The sequence below is a fragment of the Mumia sp. zg.B53 genome, assembly GCF_019550935.1.
In the GTDB taxonomy this organism is placed as follows: domain Bacteria; phylum Actinomycetota; class Actinomycetes; order Propionibacteriales; family Nocardioidaceae; genus Mumia.
This window is the reverse complement of the sequence record NZ_JAHWCK010000001.1, coordinates 2,096,914-2,115,069: the sequence shown is the minus strand read 5'-3', so window position 1 is coordinate 2,115,069 and position 18,156 is coordinate 2,096,914. Positions and strand designations below refer to the sequence as shown.

Genomic DNA, 18,156 nt, shown 5'->3' with positions numbered 1-18,156 from the left:
CCGGCCGCTTAACCTGGACGCCGTGACGGAGTTCCTCCTCGAGGCGCGGGCCCGCGTGCTGCACGACCTCGCCGCGTACCGCATGGCCGACGCCTCGGCGGTCTCCCTCCTGGAGGAGGCGCTCAGCCAGCGTGGCTGGTGGGTCGCCCAGTGGCCGGATGGTGCACCGTTCCTCGCCGGCCTCATCGCCCAGGACGTCCAGGACGCCCTCTTCGACGCGGGCAGCCGGTGGCCCCGCTGCCGCGCCTGCGGGCCAGGCCCCGAGCACAGCCTCGGGGTCGAGCCGGAGCTCGGCGAGGACCCTCGTTGGGTGTGCACCGAGTCCGGCCTCGAGGTCGCACCGGTCGGGGCGCTGCGAGCGCTCGACCAGTCGACCGGCTGAGCGCCGAGTCAGCGCCTGCGGCGCACCAGCCACCAGGCGAGCGCCAGGGCGACCGTGCCGACGGCCACCGCCGGCCCGTAGCGACGGGCGAGCACGGGGACCACGGTCGACCCCAGGTCGAGCTCGGCCGCCGACTCGAGAGGATCTCCGTGAGGGCTGCTCGCCGTCCCGGACGAGGCACCACCGGACGAGACGTCTGACGACGGAGTCGCGGCGGGCTCGCGCACCGACGCGGCATGCCGTCCACCCTCGACCACGTCCGCCTCCTCGACCTCGGCCGGCGTCTGGGCGGTCTCCACGCCCTCCAGCCCCGGCCCGCGCTCCGCAGAAGGGGTCGAGCCCGCCGAGAGGCTGTCACTGATGCACCCGACGAACTGCGACAACAGCTTGTCGCTCACGTCCTGGATGACGCCGCGACCGAACTGCGCCGGTTTGCCGGTGATCGCGAGGTCGGTGCGCACCTCGACCCGCGTCCCCCCGCCCTCCTGCACGAGCCGGGCCGTCACCTTCGCCCCCGCCGTACCCTGACCGCGCTTGTCCTTGCCCTTCGCGTCGATCACGACCCGGCGGCCGGCCTCGTCGCGCTCGATGTACGTCCCCGAACCGGCATAGACCAGCGAGATCGGCCCCAGCTTGATCTTGATCGTGCCCGTGAAGTCGTTGTCGTCGACCACCGTGACGACGGCGCCCGGCATGCACGGAGCGATCGACTCGGGGTCGTTGAACGCCGCCCAGGTGGTCTCGATCGGCGCCGGGACGGAGAAGGTGTGGGTGAGCTCCATCAGGCACCAGCTGCCCGCACCACGGCCCGACGGGCCAGGACGCGCGCGAGGTGGCGACGGTAGTCCGCCGTCCCGTTGAGGTCGTCGGGTGGTGTCGTGCCTGCGGCAACGTCGGCGACGGCGCCCTCGACCGCCCCGCCCACGGGGGCGAGCCCGACCAGGTTCTGCTCCACGGCCGCGGGGCGGATAGGCGTCGAACCCATGTTGGTGAGCCCGAGGCGGGCATCGGTGATGACGCCGTCCTCGACACGGACGGTCGCGGCGACGGCCACGATCGACCACTGCTGGGCCACCCGGACGAACTTCTCGTAGGCCGCGGTCCAGCCGGTCCGCTTCGGCACCCGCACGGCGGTGAGGATCTCGTCCTCACCGACCGCGGTGGTGAACAGGTCGACGAAGAAGTCCTCCGCGGCGACCGTACGGACGCCGGCGGGCCCGGCGATCTCGAACGATGCCCCGAGCGCGAGCGCCGGCGCGGGCAGGTCGCCCGCGGGGTCGGCGTGCACCAGGGCGCCCCCGAAGGTGCCACGATGACGCACCTGCGGGTCGGCGACCGTGCCCGCAGCCTCGACCAGCAGCGCCGCGTGCTCACGCACCAGGGCGCTCGTCGCCACCTCGTGGTGCGGTGTGGTCGCCCCGATGACCAGCGCGTCCCCGTCCTCGCGGACGCCGCGCAGCCCTTCGATGCGGCCGAGGTCGACGATGAGCTCGGGCCCGGCGAGGCGGAGCTTGAGGACCGGGATGAGGCTCTGGCCCCCGGCGAGGACCTTGACGTCCTCACCTCCCTCGGCAAGGAGCCTCAGTGCATCCTCGACGGTAGTCGGCGACTCGTACTCGAAAGCTGTCGGAATCACTGCTGCTCCCCCTGGTCCGTACCCGTCTGGACCGCGCCGGTCGACGCGATGTCGCGGTCGGCGACCTCGGGGCTGTTCACCGTCGGTACGGCGGCTTCGGCCCCCCGGCCCTTGTCCGCGCCCTGCAGCGCCGCCCAGACACGGCCGGGCGAGCATGGCATGAGGATGTCATCGACTCCGAGATGTCGCACGGCGTCGATGACCCCGTTGACGATCGCCGGCGTCGAGGCGATGGTCCCCGCCTCACCGACGCCCTTGACCCCCAGGACGTTCGTCGTCGACGCGGTCTCGGTGCGATCGGTGATGAACGACGGCACGTCGGCCGCGCTCGGGACCAGGTAGTCCACGAAGGATCCCGTCACGAGCGTCCCGGACTCGTCGTGGACGGCTTCCTCGAAGAGCGCCTGGGCGATGCCCTGGACGAGCCCACCGTGGATCTGCCCCTCGACGATCAACGGGTTGATCACGGTGCCGACGTCGTCGACGCAGACGTACGAGCGGAGTGTGACCTGCCCGGTCTCGGTGTCGACCTCCATCGCGGCCAGGTGGGTGCCGTGCGGGAACGAGAAGTTCTCCGGGTCGAAGGTCGCGTCGGAGTCCAGGCTGGGCTCCACCCCGTCGGGCAGGTCGTGGGCCGCGAACGTCGCGAGCGCGACGTCACCGAGGGCGACCCCCTGGTCCGTGCCCCGCACCGTGAATCTCCCGTCGGTGAACTCGAGGTCATCGTCGGCGGCCTCGAGCATGTGGGCCGCGATGACCCTGGCCTTCGCGATCACCTTGTCGGCGGCGGCGACCACGGCCATGCCCCCGACGGCGAGCGAGCGGGAGCCGTACGTGTCGAGCCCGCGCTGGGCGATCGCCGTGTCGCCGTGGAGCACCTGGACGTCGTCGAACGGCACGCCGAGCCGGTCGGCGACGATCTGGCTCCACGCCGTCTCGTGGCCCTGGCCGTGCGCGCTGACCCCGGTCACGACCTCCACGTTGCCGGTCGGCAGCATCCGGACCTGCGCGTACTCCCAGCCGCCCGCGCCGTAGTCCAACGACCCGAGGACCCGCGACGGAGCGAGGCCGCACATCTCCGTGAACGTCGAGACACCGATCCCGAGCTGGACCGGGTCACCGTCGTCGCGGCGACGCCTCTGCTCGGCTCGCAGCTCGTCGTACCCGAAGAGCTCGAGCGCCCGCGCGGTCGCCGCCTCGTAGTTGCCGGTGTCGTACTCCAGCCCGCAGACGGTCGTGAACGGGAACTCCTCGTGGGCGATCCAGTTCTTGCGGCGCAGCTCGATCGGGTCCATGTCGAGCTCGGCGGCCAGGTCGTCCATCAGACGCTCGATCGCGAAGGTCGCCTCCGGTCTCCCCGCGCCGCGGTAGGCGTCGGTCCACGCCTTGTTGGTGAAGAGGTTGGTGCACTCGAACCGGTACGACGGGAACTTGTAGATCGCCGGGAACATGAACGCGCCCAGGATCGGGACACCTGAGGTGACGAGACCGAGGTAGGACCCCATGTCGGCGAGGAGCTGGACCTTGAGACCTGTGACCGTGCCGTCACGGCGAGCGGACAGCGCCAGCCGCTGCACCTGCCCACGTCCGTGGTGGGCGGCCATGAGGGACTCCGAGCGGGTCTCGGTGAACTTGCACGGCTTGCCGGTCCGCCGTGCGGCCAGCATGGTGATGACCTCCTCAGGAGTCACCTGCAGCTTGCCGCCGAACCCGCCGCCCACGTCCGGCGCGATCACCCGAACCTTGGACTCGGGGATGCCCAGCGTGAGGGCGAGCATGAGACGGAGGATGTGCGGCACCTGCGTCGACGACCACATCGTGATCTGGTCCGCGGTCGGGTCGACGACGGTGGAGCGCGGCTCCATGAACGCCGGGATCAGACGCTGCTGGTAGTAGGTCCGCTCGAGGAGGATCTGGTCGTCGGCGCCGGCGGCGGCGAGCGCGTCCTCCACGTCGCCGCCCGTCCCGGCCTCGGCGGAGTCGAAGACCCAGAAGGCCGACCGGTTGGTGCCGAGGTCGGGGTGCGCTAGGACGTCGTCCTTCTCGGCCTCTTCCAGGTCGAGGACCACCGGCAGCTCGTCGTAGTCGACGTCGACCAGGTCGGCGGCGTCCTGGGCCTCGTGCCGCGACCGCGCGACGACGACCGCGACGATCTCGCCGGCGAAGGTCACCCGGTCCACGGCGATGGCGGGGTGCGGCGGCGCAACCTGGTCGGGCGTGATGGGCCACGCGTTGGGCAGGCTGCCCTGGGTCTCGGCCACGTCGGCGCCGGTGAGCACGGTGACGACGCCGGGCGCGGTGACGGCCGCGGACGTGTCGACCCCGGTGATGCGCGCGTGCGCGAACGGGCTGCGTACGGCGGCGAGGTGCAGCATGCCCGGCAGCACCATGTTGTCGGTGTAGCGCGAGCGCCCGGTGATGAGGCGCTGGTCTTCCTTGCGCTTGCGAGGGCTGCCGATCTCCGTGACGGTCATGCCGCACCCGCCTCGGTCGCGTCCGGCGTGCCACCGGCCATCTGCCGCGCGCCGGCCTGCACCGCCTTGACGATGTTCTGGTAGCCCGTGCAGCGGCAGAGGTTGCCCTCGAGGTTCTCCCGCACCGTCGCCTCGTCCGGGTCGGGGTGCTCGGTGACGATGTCGAGGGACTGCATGATCATGCCGGGGGTGCAGAACCCGCACTGCAGCGCGTGCGAGTCGTGGAAGGCCTGCTGCATCGGATGGAGCGCCCCGTCGTCCGAGGCGATCCCCTCGATCGTCGTCACCTCGTGGCCGTCGGCCTGGACGGCGAACATCGTGCACGACTTCACGCTGCGACCATCGAGGTGGACGGTGCACGCGCCGCAGTTGGTGGTGTCGCAGCCGACGAGCGTCCCGGTCTTGCCGAGCTGGTCGCGAAGGTACTGGACGAGGAGGGTTCGGGGTTCGACGTCGTCGGTGCAGGACACTCCGTCGACGGTGACGGTGATCGGCTTCTTTGCCATGGACTGGACTCCACTCGGTCGGCGGCAGGCTCACCCGTGCTGGTTGAAGCCTTTCCTACACCGGAGTGACGTGGATCACAATGCGATGTCGTGGACTCGCCTCTCGCACCCGGCCACGGGACCTCCTCCGTTTGAGGTGCTCGCACCCCAGAGGTCGCGACCGCACCGCGAATACGAGGTGTGATCCGTACGGACGAGGTGCGAGCACCTCAAACGGGGAGGTCAGTCCGCCTCGTGGTGGATGCGCCCGTCGCGCTCGCTCAGCCGGTCGCCGTGCCCGCCCCACTGGAGGGCGATGATCTCGGCCGCGATCGAGACGGCCGTCTCCTCCGGCGTACGAGCGCCGAGGTCGAGCCCGATGGGGCTGGAGAGCCGCGCGATCTCGCTCTCCCCCACGCCCACCTCGCGCAGCCTCGCGAGCCGGTCCTCGTGAGTCCGCCGCGACCCCATCGCTCCGACGAAGGCCGGGCGGTGCGGCGGCTCGAGACGCAGGGCCAGCTCGAGCAGCGGCACGTCGAACTTCGGGTCGTGGGTGAGCAGGCAGATGACGGTGCGCTCGTCGACGAGACCGGCCTCGACCTGTTTCGCGAGGTACTTGTGGGGCCAGGACACGACGACCTCGTGAGCGTCGGGGAAGCGTGCCGCGGTGGCGAACACCGGCCGGGCGTCGCACACGGTCACCTGATAGCCGAGGAAGGCCCCCTGCCGCGCGACGGCCGCCGCGAAGTCGATCGCACCGAAGACGAGCATCCGCGGCTTCGGAGCGTACGAGGCCACGAAGACGCGCATCCCCTCTCCGCGGCGTTCACCGTGAGGGCCGTACGTCAAGGTCGCCGTCCGACCCGCGGCGAGCAGCCCGCGGACGTCGTCGGCGACCGCGGCGTCGGCCCGGTCGGACCCCAGACCACCCGTCGTCCCCTCAGGTCGGACGACCAGGCGGCGCCCCACCCACGTGGTGTCGGGATGGGCGATCACGGTCGCCACCGCGACAGGGGTGCCCGCCTCGATGTCGGCCGCGACGTCGCCGAGCTCGGGGAACGTCGTCTTCGAGACCGGCTCCACGAAGACGTCGAGGATGCCGCCGCAGGTGAGACCGACCGCGAACGCGTCGTCGTCGCTGACGCCGTAGCGGTGCAGCACCGCCTCCCCCGCGACCACGACCTCCTGCGCGAGCTCGTAGACCGCGCCCTCGACGCAGCCACCCGACACCGAGCCGTACGCGCTGGCGTCGGGCGCAACGACCATCGACGCACCGGCCGGACGAGGCGCGGACCGGAAGGTCTGCACCACGGTGGCCACCCCGGCGGTCTCTCCCGCCTTCCACGTCTCCATCAGCTCATCGAGCACGTCGCGCATGTGATCCACGCTACGCGGTGCACGACCTCAGCGTCCCACCTCGTCGAGGAGCGCCTGGAACGCCGCGACCGAGTGACCGGCCACCAGCGCGTCCAGGTGCGGGTGGACCGCGGCGATCCCGCCCTGCACCGGCGCATAGCCGGCGCGGCCACGGTGCGGGTTGGCCCAGAGCACGCGGTGCGCGAGCCGTTGCAGGCGCGCGACCTGGTCACCGAGCAGCACCGGGTCACCCCGCTCCCACCCGTCCGACGCGATCACGACGACCGCCCCCCGCGCCATACCTCTCTGCCCCCACCGGTCGACGAAGGCACGCAGCACCTCACCGAGCCGAGTCCCGCCCGACCAGTCCGGCACGGTCGCCCCGGCGGCGGCGAGCGCGTCCTCGGGGTCGCGCAGCCGCATCGCAGCAGTCACGCGGGTCAGCCGAGTGCCGAGCGTGAACACCTCGACCTGCCTCGGCGACGCGGCGGCCAGCCGGTGCGCCAGCCGAAGGAGGCTGTCGGCATAGGCGCTCATCGAGCCGGAGACGTCAACGAGCATCACCACGCGGCGGGGTCTGCGGCGGGGCGCGCGGAAGCGCAGCGGGCCGGGCTCTCCCGCCCTGCGGAGCTGGTCTCGCAGCGTCCGGGTCGGATCGAGGTCTCCGTGCCGGCGAGGCGTACGGCGAGGGCTGCGGCGCCTCGGCACCGTCACGTCGAGCCCCGCGAACATCCGCGCCACGACCGCGCGCTCGCCGACCGACAGCGAGGCGACATCACGGTGGCGCAGCGTCTCGGTCACGCTCGCGAGCATGGCAACCTGCTGGTCGTCGCCCGCCTCCGCCGACCCCCTCGGCGCCTCGTCGAGACCCGCCTGCACGACGACCTGCCGGTCCTGCCGGCTGCGCGGCCGCGCTCTCGGCTCCTCGGCTGAGAACCAGCTCGCGAAGACGGCGTCGTACGTCGCCAGGTCGTCTGGCTCGGCGCAGAGCGTCGCGCGGCCGGCCCAGTAGACGTCACGGCGCCGGTCGGGACCGACGAGGCTCACCGCCTCCAGGAACGTGCGGGTCCGGTCCGCGGTCACACCGGCCCCGGCCTCCCGCAGCGCCTTCGCGAAGCCGGCGAAGATCGCGACGTCGGACACGGCTCAGGCCAGCATCGACGAGAGCGCGTCGCGGACGCGGTCGATGTCCTCGCGGTACTTGCACACCGCGCCGATCGTGGCGGCTGCGGTCTCGAGGTCCAGGTCGTCGCACTCGAGCCGCACCAGGGCTGCCGTCCAGTCGAGCGTCTCGGCCACGCCCGGCGGCTTGAGCAGGTCACCTCGGGAGCGGAGGTCGGAGACCACGCCGGCGACCTGCTCGGCGAGGCGCTGGGAGACCTCGGGCATCCGGGTACGGACGATCTCGATCTCGCGGGCCAGGGCCGGGTGCTCGATCCAGTGGTAGAGGCAGCGGCGCTTGAGGGCGTCGTGGAGCTCGCGGGTCCGGTTGGACGTCAGCACGACGATCGGCGGAACGGTCGCCCGCACGGTCCCGAGCTCGGGGATCGTCACCTGGTTCGTCGACAGCACCTCGAGGAGGAACGCCTCGAACTCGTCGTCGGCACGGTCGATCTCGTCGACCAGCAGGACGGCGGGCGCCTCCCGCAGCGCCCGGAGGATCGGCCGCGCGAGGAGGAAGCGCTCGTCGAACAGTGACTGCTCGACGGACTCCGCATCGACCTGCGACCGGTCGGCCGTGGCCTCCACCGTGCGCAGGTGGAGGATCTGCCGAGGGAAGTCCCAGTCGTAGAGCGCCTGGGTGGCGTCGATCCCCTCGTAGCACTGCAGCCGGATCAGCGGGAGGCCGTACGCGCGGGCGAGCGCCTCGGCGAGCGCGGTCTTGCCCGTCCCTGGCTCGCCCTCGAGGAGGAGCGGCCGCTGCATGGTCAGGGCGAGGTATGCGATGGTCGCAAGCCCTTCGTCGGCGAGGTAGCCGACCTCACCGAGGTCGCGCCCGAGCTCGTCGCTGCTTCGAGGCTGCTTCACGCCATCACCCTATTCCGGTCCGGGCGTACGGGTGGGCGTGTCCTGGTCCCGCCCGGTCGCGAGATCACCGCACTCGATCAGGGTCGCGCCGTGCTCGGCCAGGTAGTGGCGGCCGCCGTCGTCGCCGGAGAGCGTCGCCGCCATCGGGCCCCAGTGGTCGCGCCCGATCAGCACGGGGTGCCCCGGTCGCCCGTCGTACGTCGCGCGGGCGAGGACGGCACCCCGGGCCTCCGCCCCGTCGACGTGGTCGAGGACGCGGCGTACGACGTCGGGGCCGACGTCGGGAAGGTCGACGAGCATCACGAGGACAGCGTCGACGGACCCGTCACCAGGTCCTTGCTCGAGCACCGCTCGGAGCGACGCCCCCATCCCCTCACGCCAGTCCGTGGCCACGAGCACCTCTGGACCGCCTCCGCGGCGACGCCCGGGCGAGATCTCGCCGGCCGTACGGAGCTCTGCCTGGACGTGCACCGCTCGGGCCCCGACGACCGCGACGAGGTCGTCGCACCCGCCGTCGGCCAGCGCGTCGAGCGTCCGACCCAACCACGTCCGGCCGTCCGCCGTGCGGACGAGCGCCTTCGGCATCCCCATCCGACGCCCCTCGCCGGCGGCGAGGACCACGCCCCGTACGTGGGCGTGCACCCTGCGCGGTCCGACCATGCCCGCGATCCTGCCATCCCGCCGCGGTCGGGGTGGGTCATGACGCACACTGAGGTCGTGACCGCTCTGGACCCCCGCGACGTCCTCGACCACCTCGACGAAGAGCAGATCGCCGCCGACCTCACGTCCCTCGTCGCACTCGCACCGCTCGACGGATCGCTCGGCGAGGTCGCCGCCAGCCACTGGTGCGCCGACCGGCTCGGTGACCTGGGCGCCGACGTCGACCACTGGGAGATCGACCTGCCGACTCTGCGCCAGGAGCCGGACTTCCCCGGCATGGAGGTCGAACGCGCCGAGGCCTGGGGCACCGTCGGGGTCGTCCCCGGCGAGGACGCCGGCGTGCCTGCGCTGGCGCTGTCGGGCCACATCGACGTCGTGCCACCCGGCGACTCAGGCCTCTGGTCGGACAACGACCCGTTCACCCTGCGTGAACAGGGAGGGCGTTGGTACGGACGGGGCGCGTGCGACATGCTCGGCGGTGTCGCCGCGATCCTGGGGGCGGTGCACGCGATCCGTGCCAGCGGGGTGAGCCTCCGCCGTCCGCTCGCGATCCACACCGTCGTCGGGGAGGAGGACGGCGGTCTCGGCGCCTACGCCACTCTCCGCCGCGGCCACACCGCCGACGCCTGCGTGATCGCCGAGCCGACCGCGGGGACGGTCGTCACCGACAACGCCGGGGCCCTGACGTTCCGGATGGTGGTCCGTGGACGCGCTGCGCACGGATCGATGCGCACGAGCGGCATCAGCGCCCTGGATGCGCTCGACACCGTCCGCGCCGTGCTGAGGACGCTGGAGGATCAGCGCAACACTGACGTCGGGGAGCGCTTCGCGCATCTGCCGGTCCCGTTCCCGATCTCGATCGGGACGGTGCAGGCCGGCGACTGGGCGAGCACGGTCCCCGATCTGTGCATCGTCGAGGGCCGCTACGGCGTACGCCCCGGCGAGTCCGTCGCCGCCGCCCAGTCCGCCCTGCGTGCCGCGGTCGCGGGAGCGTCGAACGGCGACCTCTGGCTCCGGGACAACCCGGCGACGGTGTCGTTCCCCGGCGGCACGTTCGCCCCGGGGCGGCTTCCTGATCTCCACCCGCTCCTGGAGGTCGTGCAGGACGCCGCCGAGGCTTCCGGATCGCCCCGTCCAGCGGCGGCGGGAGCCCCGTACGGGTCCGACCTGCGCCTCTACAGCGCGGCGGGGGTCCCCACGGTGCAGTACGGCCCCGGGGACATCGCCCACGCCCACTCCGTCGACGAGAGCCTCCCGGTGGACGAGGTGATGCGGTGCGCCCGCGCGTACGTGCTCATGGCGCTGCGGCTGTGCCGCTGACCGGGATCGAGGAGCGGCTGGGCGGCGAGCCCGGAGGCTCGCGGACTAGCGGCGGTCGCCCTTGCGACGCTCGAGCATCCGACGGACACGCGTCTGGTCCTGTCCGAGCACCTTGGACAGGAGCTGGACCCGGTACACGTACGCGAGCACGACGACCCCGACGATGATCAGCAGCCAAAGCATGGGGACAGCCTACGCGCCCGCACGTTAGCCTCGTGCGATGCGTCGTCTCACCTGCCTGCTCGCCGCCGTCGCGCTCGCCGCGTCCGGCACCGCCGCCGCCGCGACCACGGGTGCCCCAGCCAGGTCCACCGCCCACGACGGTCCCGCGGCCGGAGTGCGTTCCAGCGCCGACGACGCCGGCCCGCTGGCCGGTCGCACGATCGTCATCGATCCCGGGCACCAGCTCGGCAACAGCCGCTTCCCCCGCCGCATCAACCGCCCCGTCGACGCCGGCGGTCTGCGCAAGGCGTGCAACACCACGGGGACGGCCACCGCGAGCGGCTTCGCGGAGGCGACGTTCGCCTGGCGGGTGGCCAAACGGCTGCGCGCGGAGCTGCGCGCAGCCGGCGCGACGGTGGTGATGACCCGCAGCCGCAACAGCCGGAAGCTCTGGGGGCCCTGCGTCGACGTCCGGGGACGGCTCGGCAACACGGGCTTTCGCGGCCGCGAACGCGCGGCCGACCTCAAGATCAGCATCCACGGCGACGGGGCGGCGCGGTCGGGACGCGGCTTCCACGTGATCGTCACCAAGAAGCGGGGCGCGGTGGCGCGGTCGCTGCGGCTGGGGCGCATCACCCGCGCAGAGCTGCAGAGGGCGGGGTTCCGGCGCTCGACCTACACCGGGGGCGGGCGCGGGCTGGTCAAGCGGGCCGACCTCGGCACGCTCAACCTCAGCCGCATCCCGACCGCGATGGTGGAGCTCGGCAACATGCGCAACCCTCGCGACGCCCGGGCGATGCGCTCCGCGGCAGGCCAGCGCCGGTACGCCACGGCCCTTGCAGCGGCCGCCACGCGCTATCTCAGGCGGTGACCGTGGCGCACCGGATCCTCCACCTCTCCGACACCCACGTCAGCCGGACCGGCCCCGACGAGGACGGCGTCGACGCCGTCAGCGCGCTCGAGCGGATCCTCCACGACGCGCGTCACGTCCCCGACCTCGACCTCGTGCTCGTCACCGGCGACATCGCCGACGACGGGTCGTATGAGGGATGTGTCGCCGTCCGCGAGATGGTGGGCGCGTACGCCGCCGAGCGCGGCGTACCGCACGTCTACACGACGGGCAACCACGATGACCGGGCCGCGTTCACGCGGGCGCTCGGGTCCGGGCACCTCGACGCCGGCGGACGCGACGTCGGCAGGCTCGCGGGTGGGTCGGCGGGCAAGCGCGCCGCGGTCAGCGACGTCGGGGGCCTGCGGGTGATCACGCTCGACAGCCTCGTGCCGGGATCGGTGCACGGTGAGCTGGACGGCGGTCAGGTCGCGTGGCTCCGTGGCCAGCTCGCGACCCCCGCGCCGTACGGGTCTGTCGTCGCGCTCCACCATCCGCCTCTGCACGTCGACTGGGCGCCTTTCATGCGCAACGACGGTCTCCGCGACCGGGACCTGCTCGCCGACGCTGTGGCCGGGACGGACGTCCGAGCGGTCCTGTGCGGCCACTTCCACCTCCAGCTCTCCGGCACCATGAACGGCGTGCCGGTGTGGACGACCCCGGGTGTCGTCACCAGGAACGACCGCACGTGCCCACCAGACCGGATCCGCGGGGTTCTGGGCGCCGGAGCGACGGTTGTCGACCTCGGAGGGCCGTTCTCCCCGGTGTTCCTCACGCTGCACGCTCGCGACCCGCGCGCGGGTGAGCAGGTCTACCTGGTCGACGCGGTCTCGTGGGACGACGTCGACGAGGACTGATCCATCGTGTCCGCGACAGCGTGCGCCTCGGCGTCGCCTTCGCGGCGCAGGCCGTGCACCACACCGTCGCGATCCTCTGCCGAGCGGTTCTGGCTGAGCTTGGCCTTGCCCTCGACCGAGGTCACGGCCACCTCGACGCCGACGATGCCGCGCAGCTGGCCGTCCACGAACGGCGCGGGCGCATCGGTCACCGCCCAGGGGTCGGGCCGCGACCGCTCGTGGAGGTCGGTGAGACGGGTGACGGCGTCGCGGATCCACTCGGTCTCACGACGGACGCGCACCGTGCCGCGCAGCTCGACGCGGCTGTAGTTCCACGTCGGGACGACCCTGCCGTGCTGGGCCTTGGTCGCGTACCACGACGGCGAGACGTACGCCTGCGGTCCGCTCACCACGACCAGGGCCGGCGATCCGTCGCCGATCGTGCGCCAGTGCGGGTTGGCGAGCGCCACGTGCGCGATCACGCGACCCTCCTCCCGCAGCCACACCAGCGGCAGCCGTGTCGCGTACGGCATGCCGTCCGCGCCCACCGTGACGAGGTCGCCGGCACCGACGGCGGCGATGAGGCCGTCGATCGCCGCTGCGTCGTCGAGGGCGTTGAAGCGCGGCACGTACACCGGCCCACCGTACGACGACGCCCCGCCGGTCCGGAGACCGACGGGGCGCCGCGTGCGTCGAGCGTGAGCTCAGGCGGGGTGGCTCAGAAGCCCATGCCGCCCATGTCGCCCATGTCGCCACCCGGCATGGCCGGGGGGTTCTTCTCGGGCTTGTCCGCGACGACGGCCTCGGTGGTGAGGAAGAGCGCCGCGATCGAGGCTGCGTTCTGCAGCGCCGAGCGGGTCACCTTGGCCGGGTCGAGGATGCCCTCGGCGATGAGGTCGACGTACTCGCCGGTCGCCGCGTTGAGGCCGTGACCCGCGGGAAGGCCCTGGACCTTCTCCGCCACGACGCCGCCCTCGAGGCCGGCGTTGATCGCGATCTGCTTCAGCGGGGCGGTCGAGGCGGAGCGCACGATCTGCGCACCGGTCGCCTCGTCACCGACGAGATCGAGCTTCTCGAACGCCGCGGCGGTCGCCTGGACGAGCGCGACGCCGCCACCGGCGACGATGCCCTCCTCGACGGCAGCCTTCGCGTTGCGAACGGCGTCCTCGATGCGGTGCTTGCGCTCCTTGAGCTCGACCTCCGTGGCCGCGCCGACCTTGATGACCGCAACGCCGCCGGCGAGCTTCGCCAGCCGCTCCTGCAGCTTCTCGCGGTCGTAGTCGGAGTCGGAGTTCTCGATCTCGGCGCGGATCTGGTTGACCCGGCCGGTGATCTGGTCCTCCGAGCCACCGCCGTCGACGATGGTCGTCTCGTCCTTGGTCACGACGACCTTGCGGGCCGTACCGAGCAGCGAGATGTCGGCGTTCTCGAGCTTGAGACCGAGCTCCTCGCTGATGACCTCGCCACCGGTGAGGATGGCGATGTCGGTCAGCATGGCCTTGCGGCGGTCGCCGAAGCCCGGAGCCTTGACGGCGACGGACTTGAACGTGCCCTTGACCTTGTTGACGATCAGGGTGGCCAGCGCCTCGCCCTCGATGTCCTCGGCGATGATCAGCAGCGGCTTGCCCGACTGGATGACCTTCTCGAGGACCGGCACGAGGTCCTTGACGGCGCTGATCTTGGAGTTGGCGATCAGGATGTAGGGATCCTCGAGCACCGCCTCCATGCGCTCGGGATCGGTGTAGAAGTACTGCGAGATGTAGCCCTTGTCGAAGCGCATGCCCTCGGTGAGCTCGAGCTCGAGCCCGAAGGTGTTGCTCTCCTCGACGGTGATGACGCCTTCCTTGCCGACCTTGTCCATCGCCTCGGCGATGATCTCGCCGACCGACGGATCAGCAGCGGAGATCGCGGCCGTGGACGCGATCTGCTCCTTGGTCTCGACGTCCTTGGCCATCCCGAGCAGCTGGGCGCTGACGGCCTCGACGGCCTTCTCGATGCCACGCTTGAGCGCGATCGGGTTGGCGCCGGCCGCGACGTTGCGCAGGCCCTCGCGCACGAGCGCCTGGGCGAGCACGGTGGCGGTGGTGGTGCCGTCGCCGGCGACGTCGTCGGTCTTCTTGGCGACCTCCTTGACGAGCTCGGCGCCGATCTTCTCGTAGGGATCCTCGAGCTCGATCTCCTTGGCGATGCTGACACCATCGTTGGTGATGGTGGGAGCGCCCCACTTCTTTTCGAGGACGACGTTGCGGCCCTTGGGACCGAGGGTCACCTTCACGGCGTCGGCGAGGATGTTCATCCCGCGCTCGAGGCCGCGACGGGCTTCCTCGTTGAATGCAATGGTCTTCGGCATATCTCCCGCGATTCCTCCGCGTAGAGGTGGATGGCCCAGGGGATGCCCGCGACGGACGACCCGCGTCCACGGCGAACCCTTCTCGCCGCGACCTTCGGACCTCATCGTCCTGGCCCGTTTGGCACGTTGGCACTCAGATGATCCGAGTGCTAACGCTCTCCTTTCTAGCACTCGGGCCTGGAGAGTGCAAAGAGTGGGCCAGTGCAGCGAGCGAGGGCGACACCCTCATCTCGCCTCGTCGGCGATCTCCAGGAGGGCGTCGAGGACGCATCGGACAGCCGCGCGTTCGGCACGGTCGGGCCTTGCGAGCGCGAACACGTGGCGCCCCGCCCGCACGCCGTCGAGCGGGAGCAGCGTGACGCCGCGTGCCTCCGCTGCTCTTCGCCACAGCCGCGGCAGCAGCGCCACACCCTGCCCGGCCGCGACGAACGCGGCCGTGACGTGGTTGTCGAGGAACCGTTGCTCGACACGAGGGGACTGTCCGTCGACGGCGAGCATGGGGAGCAGCAGGTCGAAGGGATGGCCGACAGGGACGCCGATCCAGCGCTCTCCGACGAGGTCCTCGGGTCGCACCCGGTCGCGGCCGGCGAGGCGGTGATCCTGGGGCACGGCCACGTCCAGCGGCTCACGGAGGAGCGGCGTGACGTGCAGCCCCGTCGCCGCAGGGTCCGGCACCGCCACGACCGAGTGCCCGACGACCACGTCGTGGTCGGCGGTGGCCGCTCGGACCTCGTACTCCGCGAGGTCGAGGTCGCTCAGCCGCACGGTCACGCCGGGCGCACGCGTCGCGAGCCGCGGCGCGAGCGGAGCCAGCAGCATCTCGGCGCCGCTCGGGAAGGCTGTCACGGCGACCTCGCCCGCCACCTCGCCGCGGAACTCCTCGAGGCGGGCCCGGGTGCGCGCGACGACCTGGGCGATCTCGACGGCGCCCTCGGCGAGCAGCCGGCCGGCCTCGGTGAGCCTGACCCCACGGCCCTCACGCTCGACGAGGACGGTCCCGAGGTCACGCTCGAGGGCCTTGATCGTCTGCGAGACCGCCGACGGCGTCCGGTACGTCGCCGCAGCGACCGCCGTGATGCTCCCCCGCTCGGCGAGCTCCCGCACGATCGCGAGCTTGTCGACGTCGATGCCAGCATCCTTCATTGAAGCAACGCTACATCGTAGTCGTAGGAGTATTCGATTGTGCTTCACCCAGGCGCAAGCGCACGCTGGCTCTCGTGACCACCCGCGACCGTCTCCTCGCCGTACTGGTGGCGATCACCTGGGGACTGAACTTCATCGCCATCCACGCCTCGCTCGAGCACTTCCCGCCGATGTTCTGCGTCGCGCTGCGCTTCGGGCTGCTCGCCGTCCCGACCGTGCTTCTCGTCCCGCGCCCGGACGTCAGGCTGCGCTGGTTGATCGGGTACGGCGCAGGCTTCGGGATCGCACAGTTCTTCTTCCTGTACGTAGGCATGCGTGCGGGCATGCCCGCAGGACTCGCCTCGTTGGTGCTCCAGGCCTCCGCGCCCTTCACGGTGGTGCTCGCCGGCGTCCTGCTGCGCGAACGGCTCAGCGGCCGGCAGATTCTCGGCATCGTGATCGCGATCGCCGGGCTCGCCGGCGTGGCGTGGCACCGGTCGCAGACGGCAGCCCTGCTCCCCGTGGTGCTCACGCTGCTGGCCGCGCTCGGCTGGGCGTTCGGCAACCTCGCGAACCGCCAGGCGCACCCCTCCAACCCGCTCCACCTCACGCTGTGGATGTCGGTGGTCCCCCCGATCCCGATGCTGGTGGTCTCGCTGCTCTTCGAGGGGCCGGGAGCCGTCGGAGAGTCGCTCGTGACCGCCTTCACCCCCGAGGCGGTGCCCGCCGTGCTGGGTCTCCTCTACACGGTCGTCATCGGGACCGTCGTGGGCTCGGGACTGTGGACGCTGCTGATGACGCGCTATCCGTCGAGCACCGTCGCGCCGTTCTCACTGCTCGTCCCGGTGGTGGGGATGAGCGCGAGCGCTCTTCTCCTGAGCGAACGCCTCGACCCGTTCGAGCTCGCATCCGGCGCGGTGGTCATCGCCGGCGTCCTTCTCGGCTCGACCCGCGGGCGCCGGGCCCGCTTGACGACGCCGTCGTAGCCCGCCTACGGTGCGGAGGTCCCCACGGGAGCCCGGGCACGGGCTGAGAGGGAGCCGATGCCGCTCCGACCGTCGAACCTGATCCGGGTCATGCCGGCGAAGGGAGGCAGGAGCAGTGTCGCGCTCTCACCGGCCAGCCGGCCGCGACGTCGCCGTCGTCGGTGGTGGAGTCGTCGGGCTCACCGTCGCGTGGTCGCTCGCACGTCGTGGTCACCGTGTCACGACGTACGACCCCACGCCCGCCCGTGGGGCCTCGTGGGCGGCCGCGGGGATGCTCTCCCCCGCAGGTGAGGCGTGGTACGGCGAGGAGGCGCTGCTGCGGGTCGGCGTCGCGTCGCTCGCACGGTGGCCGGACATGGCGGCCGCCCTCGAACGCGATGCCGGGCGAGCGTTGGAGGTCCGTGGGGAGGGCACGCTGCTCGCCGCCGCCACCGAGGACGATGCCCGCGAGCAGGAGCGGGTCACCGCGCTGCTCGACACCCACACGATCCCGTACCACCCGCTCACCCGGCGGGAGGTGCGCGCCCGGGAGCCGGCGCTGCACCCAGCGCTGCGCGCCGTCGTCGAGATCCCCGGTGACCGCAGCGTCCACAACCGCACTCTGCTCGCTGCTCTGCTGGCGGCATGCGCGCGTCGGCACGTGACCGCCGTCGACGACACGGTCGACCTGGTGCGAGACGGCGACACGCTGCGTGTCCGCACCAGGCAGGACGGGCGCGCGCGCGGCCACGACGTGGTGGTCCTCGCCAACGGTGTCGGGCTACGCACCACCGAGGGCGCACCCGAGTGGCTGCGCGACGCCGTGCGCCCGGTCAAGGGCGAGATCCTGCGGCTGCATGCCCCCCGGCCCATGCTGGCCCGGACGGTGCGCGCCGCGGTGCGCGGCCGACCCGTCTACCTGGTCCCGCGCAACGACGGCGAGATCGTGGTCGGCGCGACCATGCTCGAGCGGGGGTACGACACGACCGTCACCGTGGAGGGGGTGCACGACCTCCTTCACGACGCGGTCGAGGTCGTGCCGGAGCTGCGTGACTGCGCCTTCGTGGAGGCGGCAGCCGGCTTGCGTCCCTCGAGCTCGGACCACCTGCCGCTGGTCGGGGCCACCGGCATCCCCGGTCTCCTCGTCGCCGCCGGGCACCATCGTGGCGGCGTGCTCCTCGCGCCCTGGACCGCCGACGTGATCACCGCGCTCGTCGAGGAGTCCTCGCCACCTGAGGGGTCGGGTCACACCGACCCGCTTCGCCTGTCGCCGACACTCCAGGAGGCCCGATGACCATCCGTCTCAACGGCCAGGCCCACGCGCTCGCCGAGCCTCTCACGGTGCTCGCGCTGCTCCGCACGCTCGCGCTGCCACGTACCGACGTGGCAGTCGCCGTCGACGGCATCGTCGTGCCGCGCTCCCGATGGGAGGACCACCTCGTCCGCGACGGCGCCGAGGTCGACGTCGTCACCGCCGTCCAAGGAGGGTGA

19 protein-coding genes and 1 riboswitch are annotated in these 18,156 nt (G+C 72.0%); of the genes, 7 read left to right on the top strand and 12 right to left on the bottom strand.

The annotated features are described in order from the left end of the window. Nucleotides 1-22: 22 nt before the first annotated feature. Complete coding sequence (locus KV102_RS10340) at nt 23-382, top strand: hypothetical protein (protein ID WP_220346115.1); 360 nt, start codon at nt 23-25, stop codon at nt 380-382. Nucleotides 383-390: 8 nt separating this feature from the next. Here KV102_RS10340 and KV102_RS10335 read toward each other — a convergent pair whose 3' ends face one another. The 8 genes from KV102_RS10335 to KV102_RS10300 all read right to left on the bottom strand — a co-directional run bounded on the left by KV102_RS10335 (nt 391) and on the right by KV102_RS10300 (nt 9,021). Continuing rightward, a complete protein-coding gene (locus KV102_RS10335) occupies nt 391-1,164 on the bottom strand; it encodes an SRPBCC family protein (RefSeq protein WP_220346114.1) in 774 nt (257 codons plus the stop codon). Beyond that, on the bottom strand, nt 1,164-2,018 hold the full coding sequence (locus KV102_RS10330; protein WP_220346113.1) for a xanthine dehydrogenase family protein subunit M: 855 nt from the start codon (nt 2,016-2,018) through the stop codon (nt 1,164-1,166). The genes KV102_RS10335 and KV102_RS10330 overlap by 1 nt, the downstream gene beginning before the upstream one ends. Further along, nucleotides 2,015-4,492: a xanthine dehydrogenase family protein molybdopterin-binding subunit gene (locus tag KV102_RS10325; protein WP_220346112.1), complete on the bottom strand. Its 2,478-nt coding sequence runs from the start codon at nt 4,490-4,492 to the stop codon at nt 2,015-2,017. The genes KV102_RS10330 and KV102_RS10325 overlap by 4 nt, the downstream gene beginning before the upstream one ends. After that, on the bottom strand, nt 4,489-4,998 hold the full coding sequence (locus KV102_RS10320) for a (2Fe-2S)-binding protein (RefSeq protein ID WP_220343499.1): 510 nt from the start codon (nt 4,996-4,998) through the stop codon (nt 4,489-4,491). The genes KV102_RS10325 and KV102_RS10320 overlap by 4 nt, the downstream gene beginning before the upstream one ends. Nucleotides 4,999-5,220: 222 nt before the next feature. Further along, entirely contained in the window at nt 5,221-6,354 is a 1,134-nt protein-coding gene (locus tag KV102_RS10315; protein ID WP_220346111.1) for an XdhC/CoxI family protein, read from the bottom strand. A gap of 27 nt (nt 6,355-6,381) precedes the next feature. Beyond that, on the bottom strand, nt 6,382-7,476 hold the full coding sequence (locus KV102_RS10310) for a VWA domain-containing protein (RefSeq protein ID WP_220346110.1): 1,095 nt from the start codon (nt 7,474-7,476) through the stop codon (nt 6,382-6,384). A gap of 3 nt (nt 7,477-7,479) precedes the next feature. After that, nucleotides 7,480-8,361, bottom strand: a complete 882-nt coding sequence (locus KV102_RS10305; RefSeq protein WP_308290294.1) for a MoxR family ATPase — start codon at nt 8,359-8,361, stop codon at nt 7,480-7,482. Nucleotides 8,362-8,370: 9 nt separating this feature from the next. Beyond that, nucleotides 8,371-9,021, bottom strand: coding sequence for an NTP transferase domain-containing protein (locus KV102_RS10300; protein WP_220346109.1), 651 nt, complete (start codon nt 9,019-9,021; stop codon nt 8,371-8,373). Between the two features lie 57 nt (nt 9,022-9,078). Between KV102_RS10300 and KV102_RS10295 the strand changes: the two genes are divergently transcribed. Beyond that, entirely contained in the window at nt 9,079-10,341 is a 1,263-nt protein-coding gene (locus KV102_RS10295; RefSeq protein ID WP_308290293.1) for an ArgE/DapE family deacylase, read from the top strand. Nucleotides 10,342-10,386: 45 nt separating this feature from the next. On the opposite strand, the gene KV102_RS10290 is transcribed toward KV102_RS10295, so the two are convergent. Then, the gene (locus KV102_RS10290; RefSeq protein ID WP_220343494.1) at nt 10,387-10,524 is read right to left on the bottom strand and encodes a hypothetical protein; all 138 of its coding nucleotides are present in this window, start codon (nt 10,522-10,524) and stop codon (nt 10,387-10,389) included. A 37-nt stretch (nt 10,525-10,561) separates the two neighbouring features. Between KV102_RS10290 and KV102_RS10285 the strand changes: the two genes are divergently transcribed. After that, the gene (locus KV102_RS10285) at nt 10,562-11,374 is read left to right on the top strand and encodes an N-acetylmuramoyl-L-alanine amidase (RefSeq protein ID WP_220346107.1); all 813 of its coding nucleotides are present in this window, start codon (nt 10,562-10,564) and stop codon (nt 11,372-11,374) included. A 2-nt stretch (nt 11,375-11,376) separates the two neighbouring features. Further along, complete coding sequence (locus KV102_RS10280) at nt 11,377-12,249, top strand: metallophosphoesterase (RefSeq protein ID WP_308290292.1); 873 nt, start codon at nt 11,377-11,379, stop codon at nt 12,247-12,249. Here the strand turns inward: KV102_RS10280 and KV102_RS10275 are convergent. From KV102_RS10275 to KV102_RS10265, 3 genes are all read right to left on the bottom strand, one after another. After that, on the bottom strand, nt 12,204-12,863 hold the full coding sequence (locus tag KV102_RS10275; RefSeq protein WP_220346105.1) for an FMN-binding negative transcriptional regulator: 660 nt from the start codon (nt 12,861-12,863) through the stop codon (nt 12,204-12,206). The two genes, KV102_RS10280 and KV102_RS10275, sit on opposite strands and share 46 nt — an antisense overlap. An 83-nt stretch (nt 12,864-12,946) precedes the next feature. Next, entirely contained in the window at nt 12,947-14,578 is a 1,632-nt protein-coding gene (groL, locus tag KV102_RS10270; protein ID WP_220343490.1) for a chaperonin GroEL, read from the bottom strand. 225 nt (nt 14,579-14,803) lie between these two features. Further along, nucleotides 14,804-15,721, bottom strand: coding sequence for a LysR family transcriptional regulator (locus KV102_RS10265; RefSeq protein WP_220346104.1), 918 nt, complete (start codon nt 15,719-15,721; stop codon nt 14,804-14,806). A 74-nt stretch (nt 15,722-15,795) separates the two neighbouring features. On the opposite strand from KV102_RS10265, the gene KV102_RS10260 reads away from it, so the two are divergent. From KV102_RS10260 to thiS, 3 genes are all read left to right on the top strand, one after another. Beyond that, a complete protein-coding gene (locus KV102_RS10260; protein ID WP_220343488.1) occupies nt 15,796-16,686 on the top strand; it encodes an EamA family transporter in 891 nt (296 codons plus the stop codon). A gap of 22 nt (nt 16,687-16,708) precedes the next feature. After that, nucleotides 16,709-16,793: riboswitch (TPP riboswitch) on the top strand. An 8-nt stretch (nt 16,794-16,801) separates the two neighbouring features. Then, nucleotides 16,802-17,959: a glycine oxidase ThiO gene (gene thiO / locus KV102_RS10255; protein ID WP_220343487.1), complete on the top strand. Its 1,158-nt coding sequence runs from the start codon at nt 16,802-16,804 to the stop codon at nt 17,957-17,959. Next, complete coding sequence (gene thiS / locus KV102_RS10250; RefSeq protein WP_220343486.1) at nt 17,956-18,156, top strand: sulfur carrier protein ThiS; 201 nt, start codon at nt 17,956-17,958, stop codon at nt 18,154-18,156. The genes thiO and thiS overlap by 4 nt, the downstream gene beginning before the upstream one ends.

Excerpts from the sequence above, each read along its gene's own strand:
- KV102_RS10265 (WP_220346104.1), bottom strand. The coding sequence starts at position 15,721 with ATGAAGGATGCTGGCATCGACGTCGACAAGCTCGCGATCGTGCGGGAG.
- KV102_RS10300 (WP_220346109.1), bottom strand. The coding sequence starts at position 9,021 with ATGGTCGGACCGCGCAGGGTGCACGCCCACGTACGGGGCGTGGTCCTC.
- KV102_RS10315 (WP_220346111.1), bottom strand. The coding sequence starts at position 6,354 with ATGCGCGACGTGCTCGATGAGCTGATGGAGACGTGGAAGGCGGGAGAG.
- KV102_RS10285 (WP_220346107.1), top strand. The coding sequence starts at position 10,562 with ATGCGTCGTCTCACCTGCCTGCTCGCCGCCGTCGCGCTCGCCGCGTCC.
- groL (WP_220343490.1), bottom strand. The coding sequence starts at position 14,578 with ATGCCGAAGACCATTGCATTCAACGAGGAAGCCCGTCGCGGCCTCGAG.
- KV102_RS10325 (WP_220346112.1), bottom strand. The coding sequence starts at position 4,492 with ATGACCGTCACGGAGATCGGCAGCCCTCGCAAGCGCAAGGAAGACCAG.
- KV102_RS10320 (WP_220343499.1), bottom strand. The coding sequence starts at position 4,998 with ATGGCAAAGAAGCCGATCACCGTCACCGTCGACGGAGTGTCCTGCACC.
- thiS (WP_220343486.1), top strand. The coding sequence starts at position 17,956 with ATGACCATCCGTCTCAACGGCCAGGCCCACGCGCTCGCCGAGCCTCTC.
- KV102_RS10290 (WP_220343494.1), bottom strand. The coding sequence starts at position 10,524 with ATGCTTTGGCTGCTGATCATCGTCGGGGTCGTCGTGCTCGCGTACGTG.
- KV102_RS10335 (WP_220346114.1), bottom strand. The coding sequence starts at position 1,164 with ATGGAGCTCACCCACACCTTCTCCGTCCCGGCGCCGATCGAGACCACC.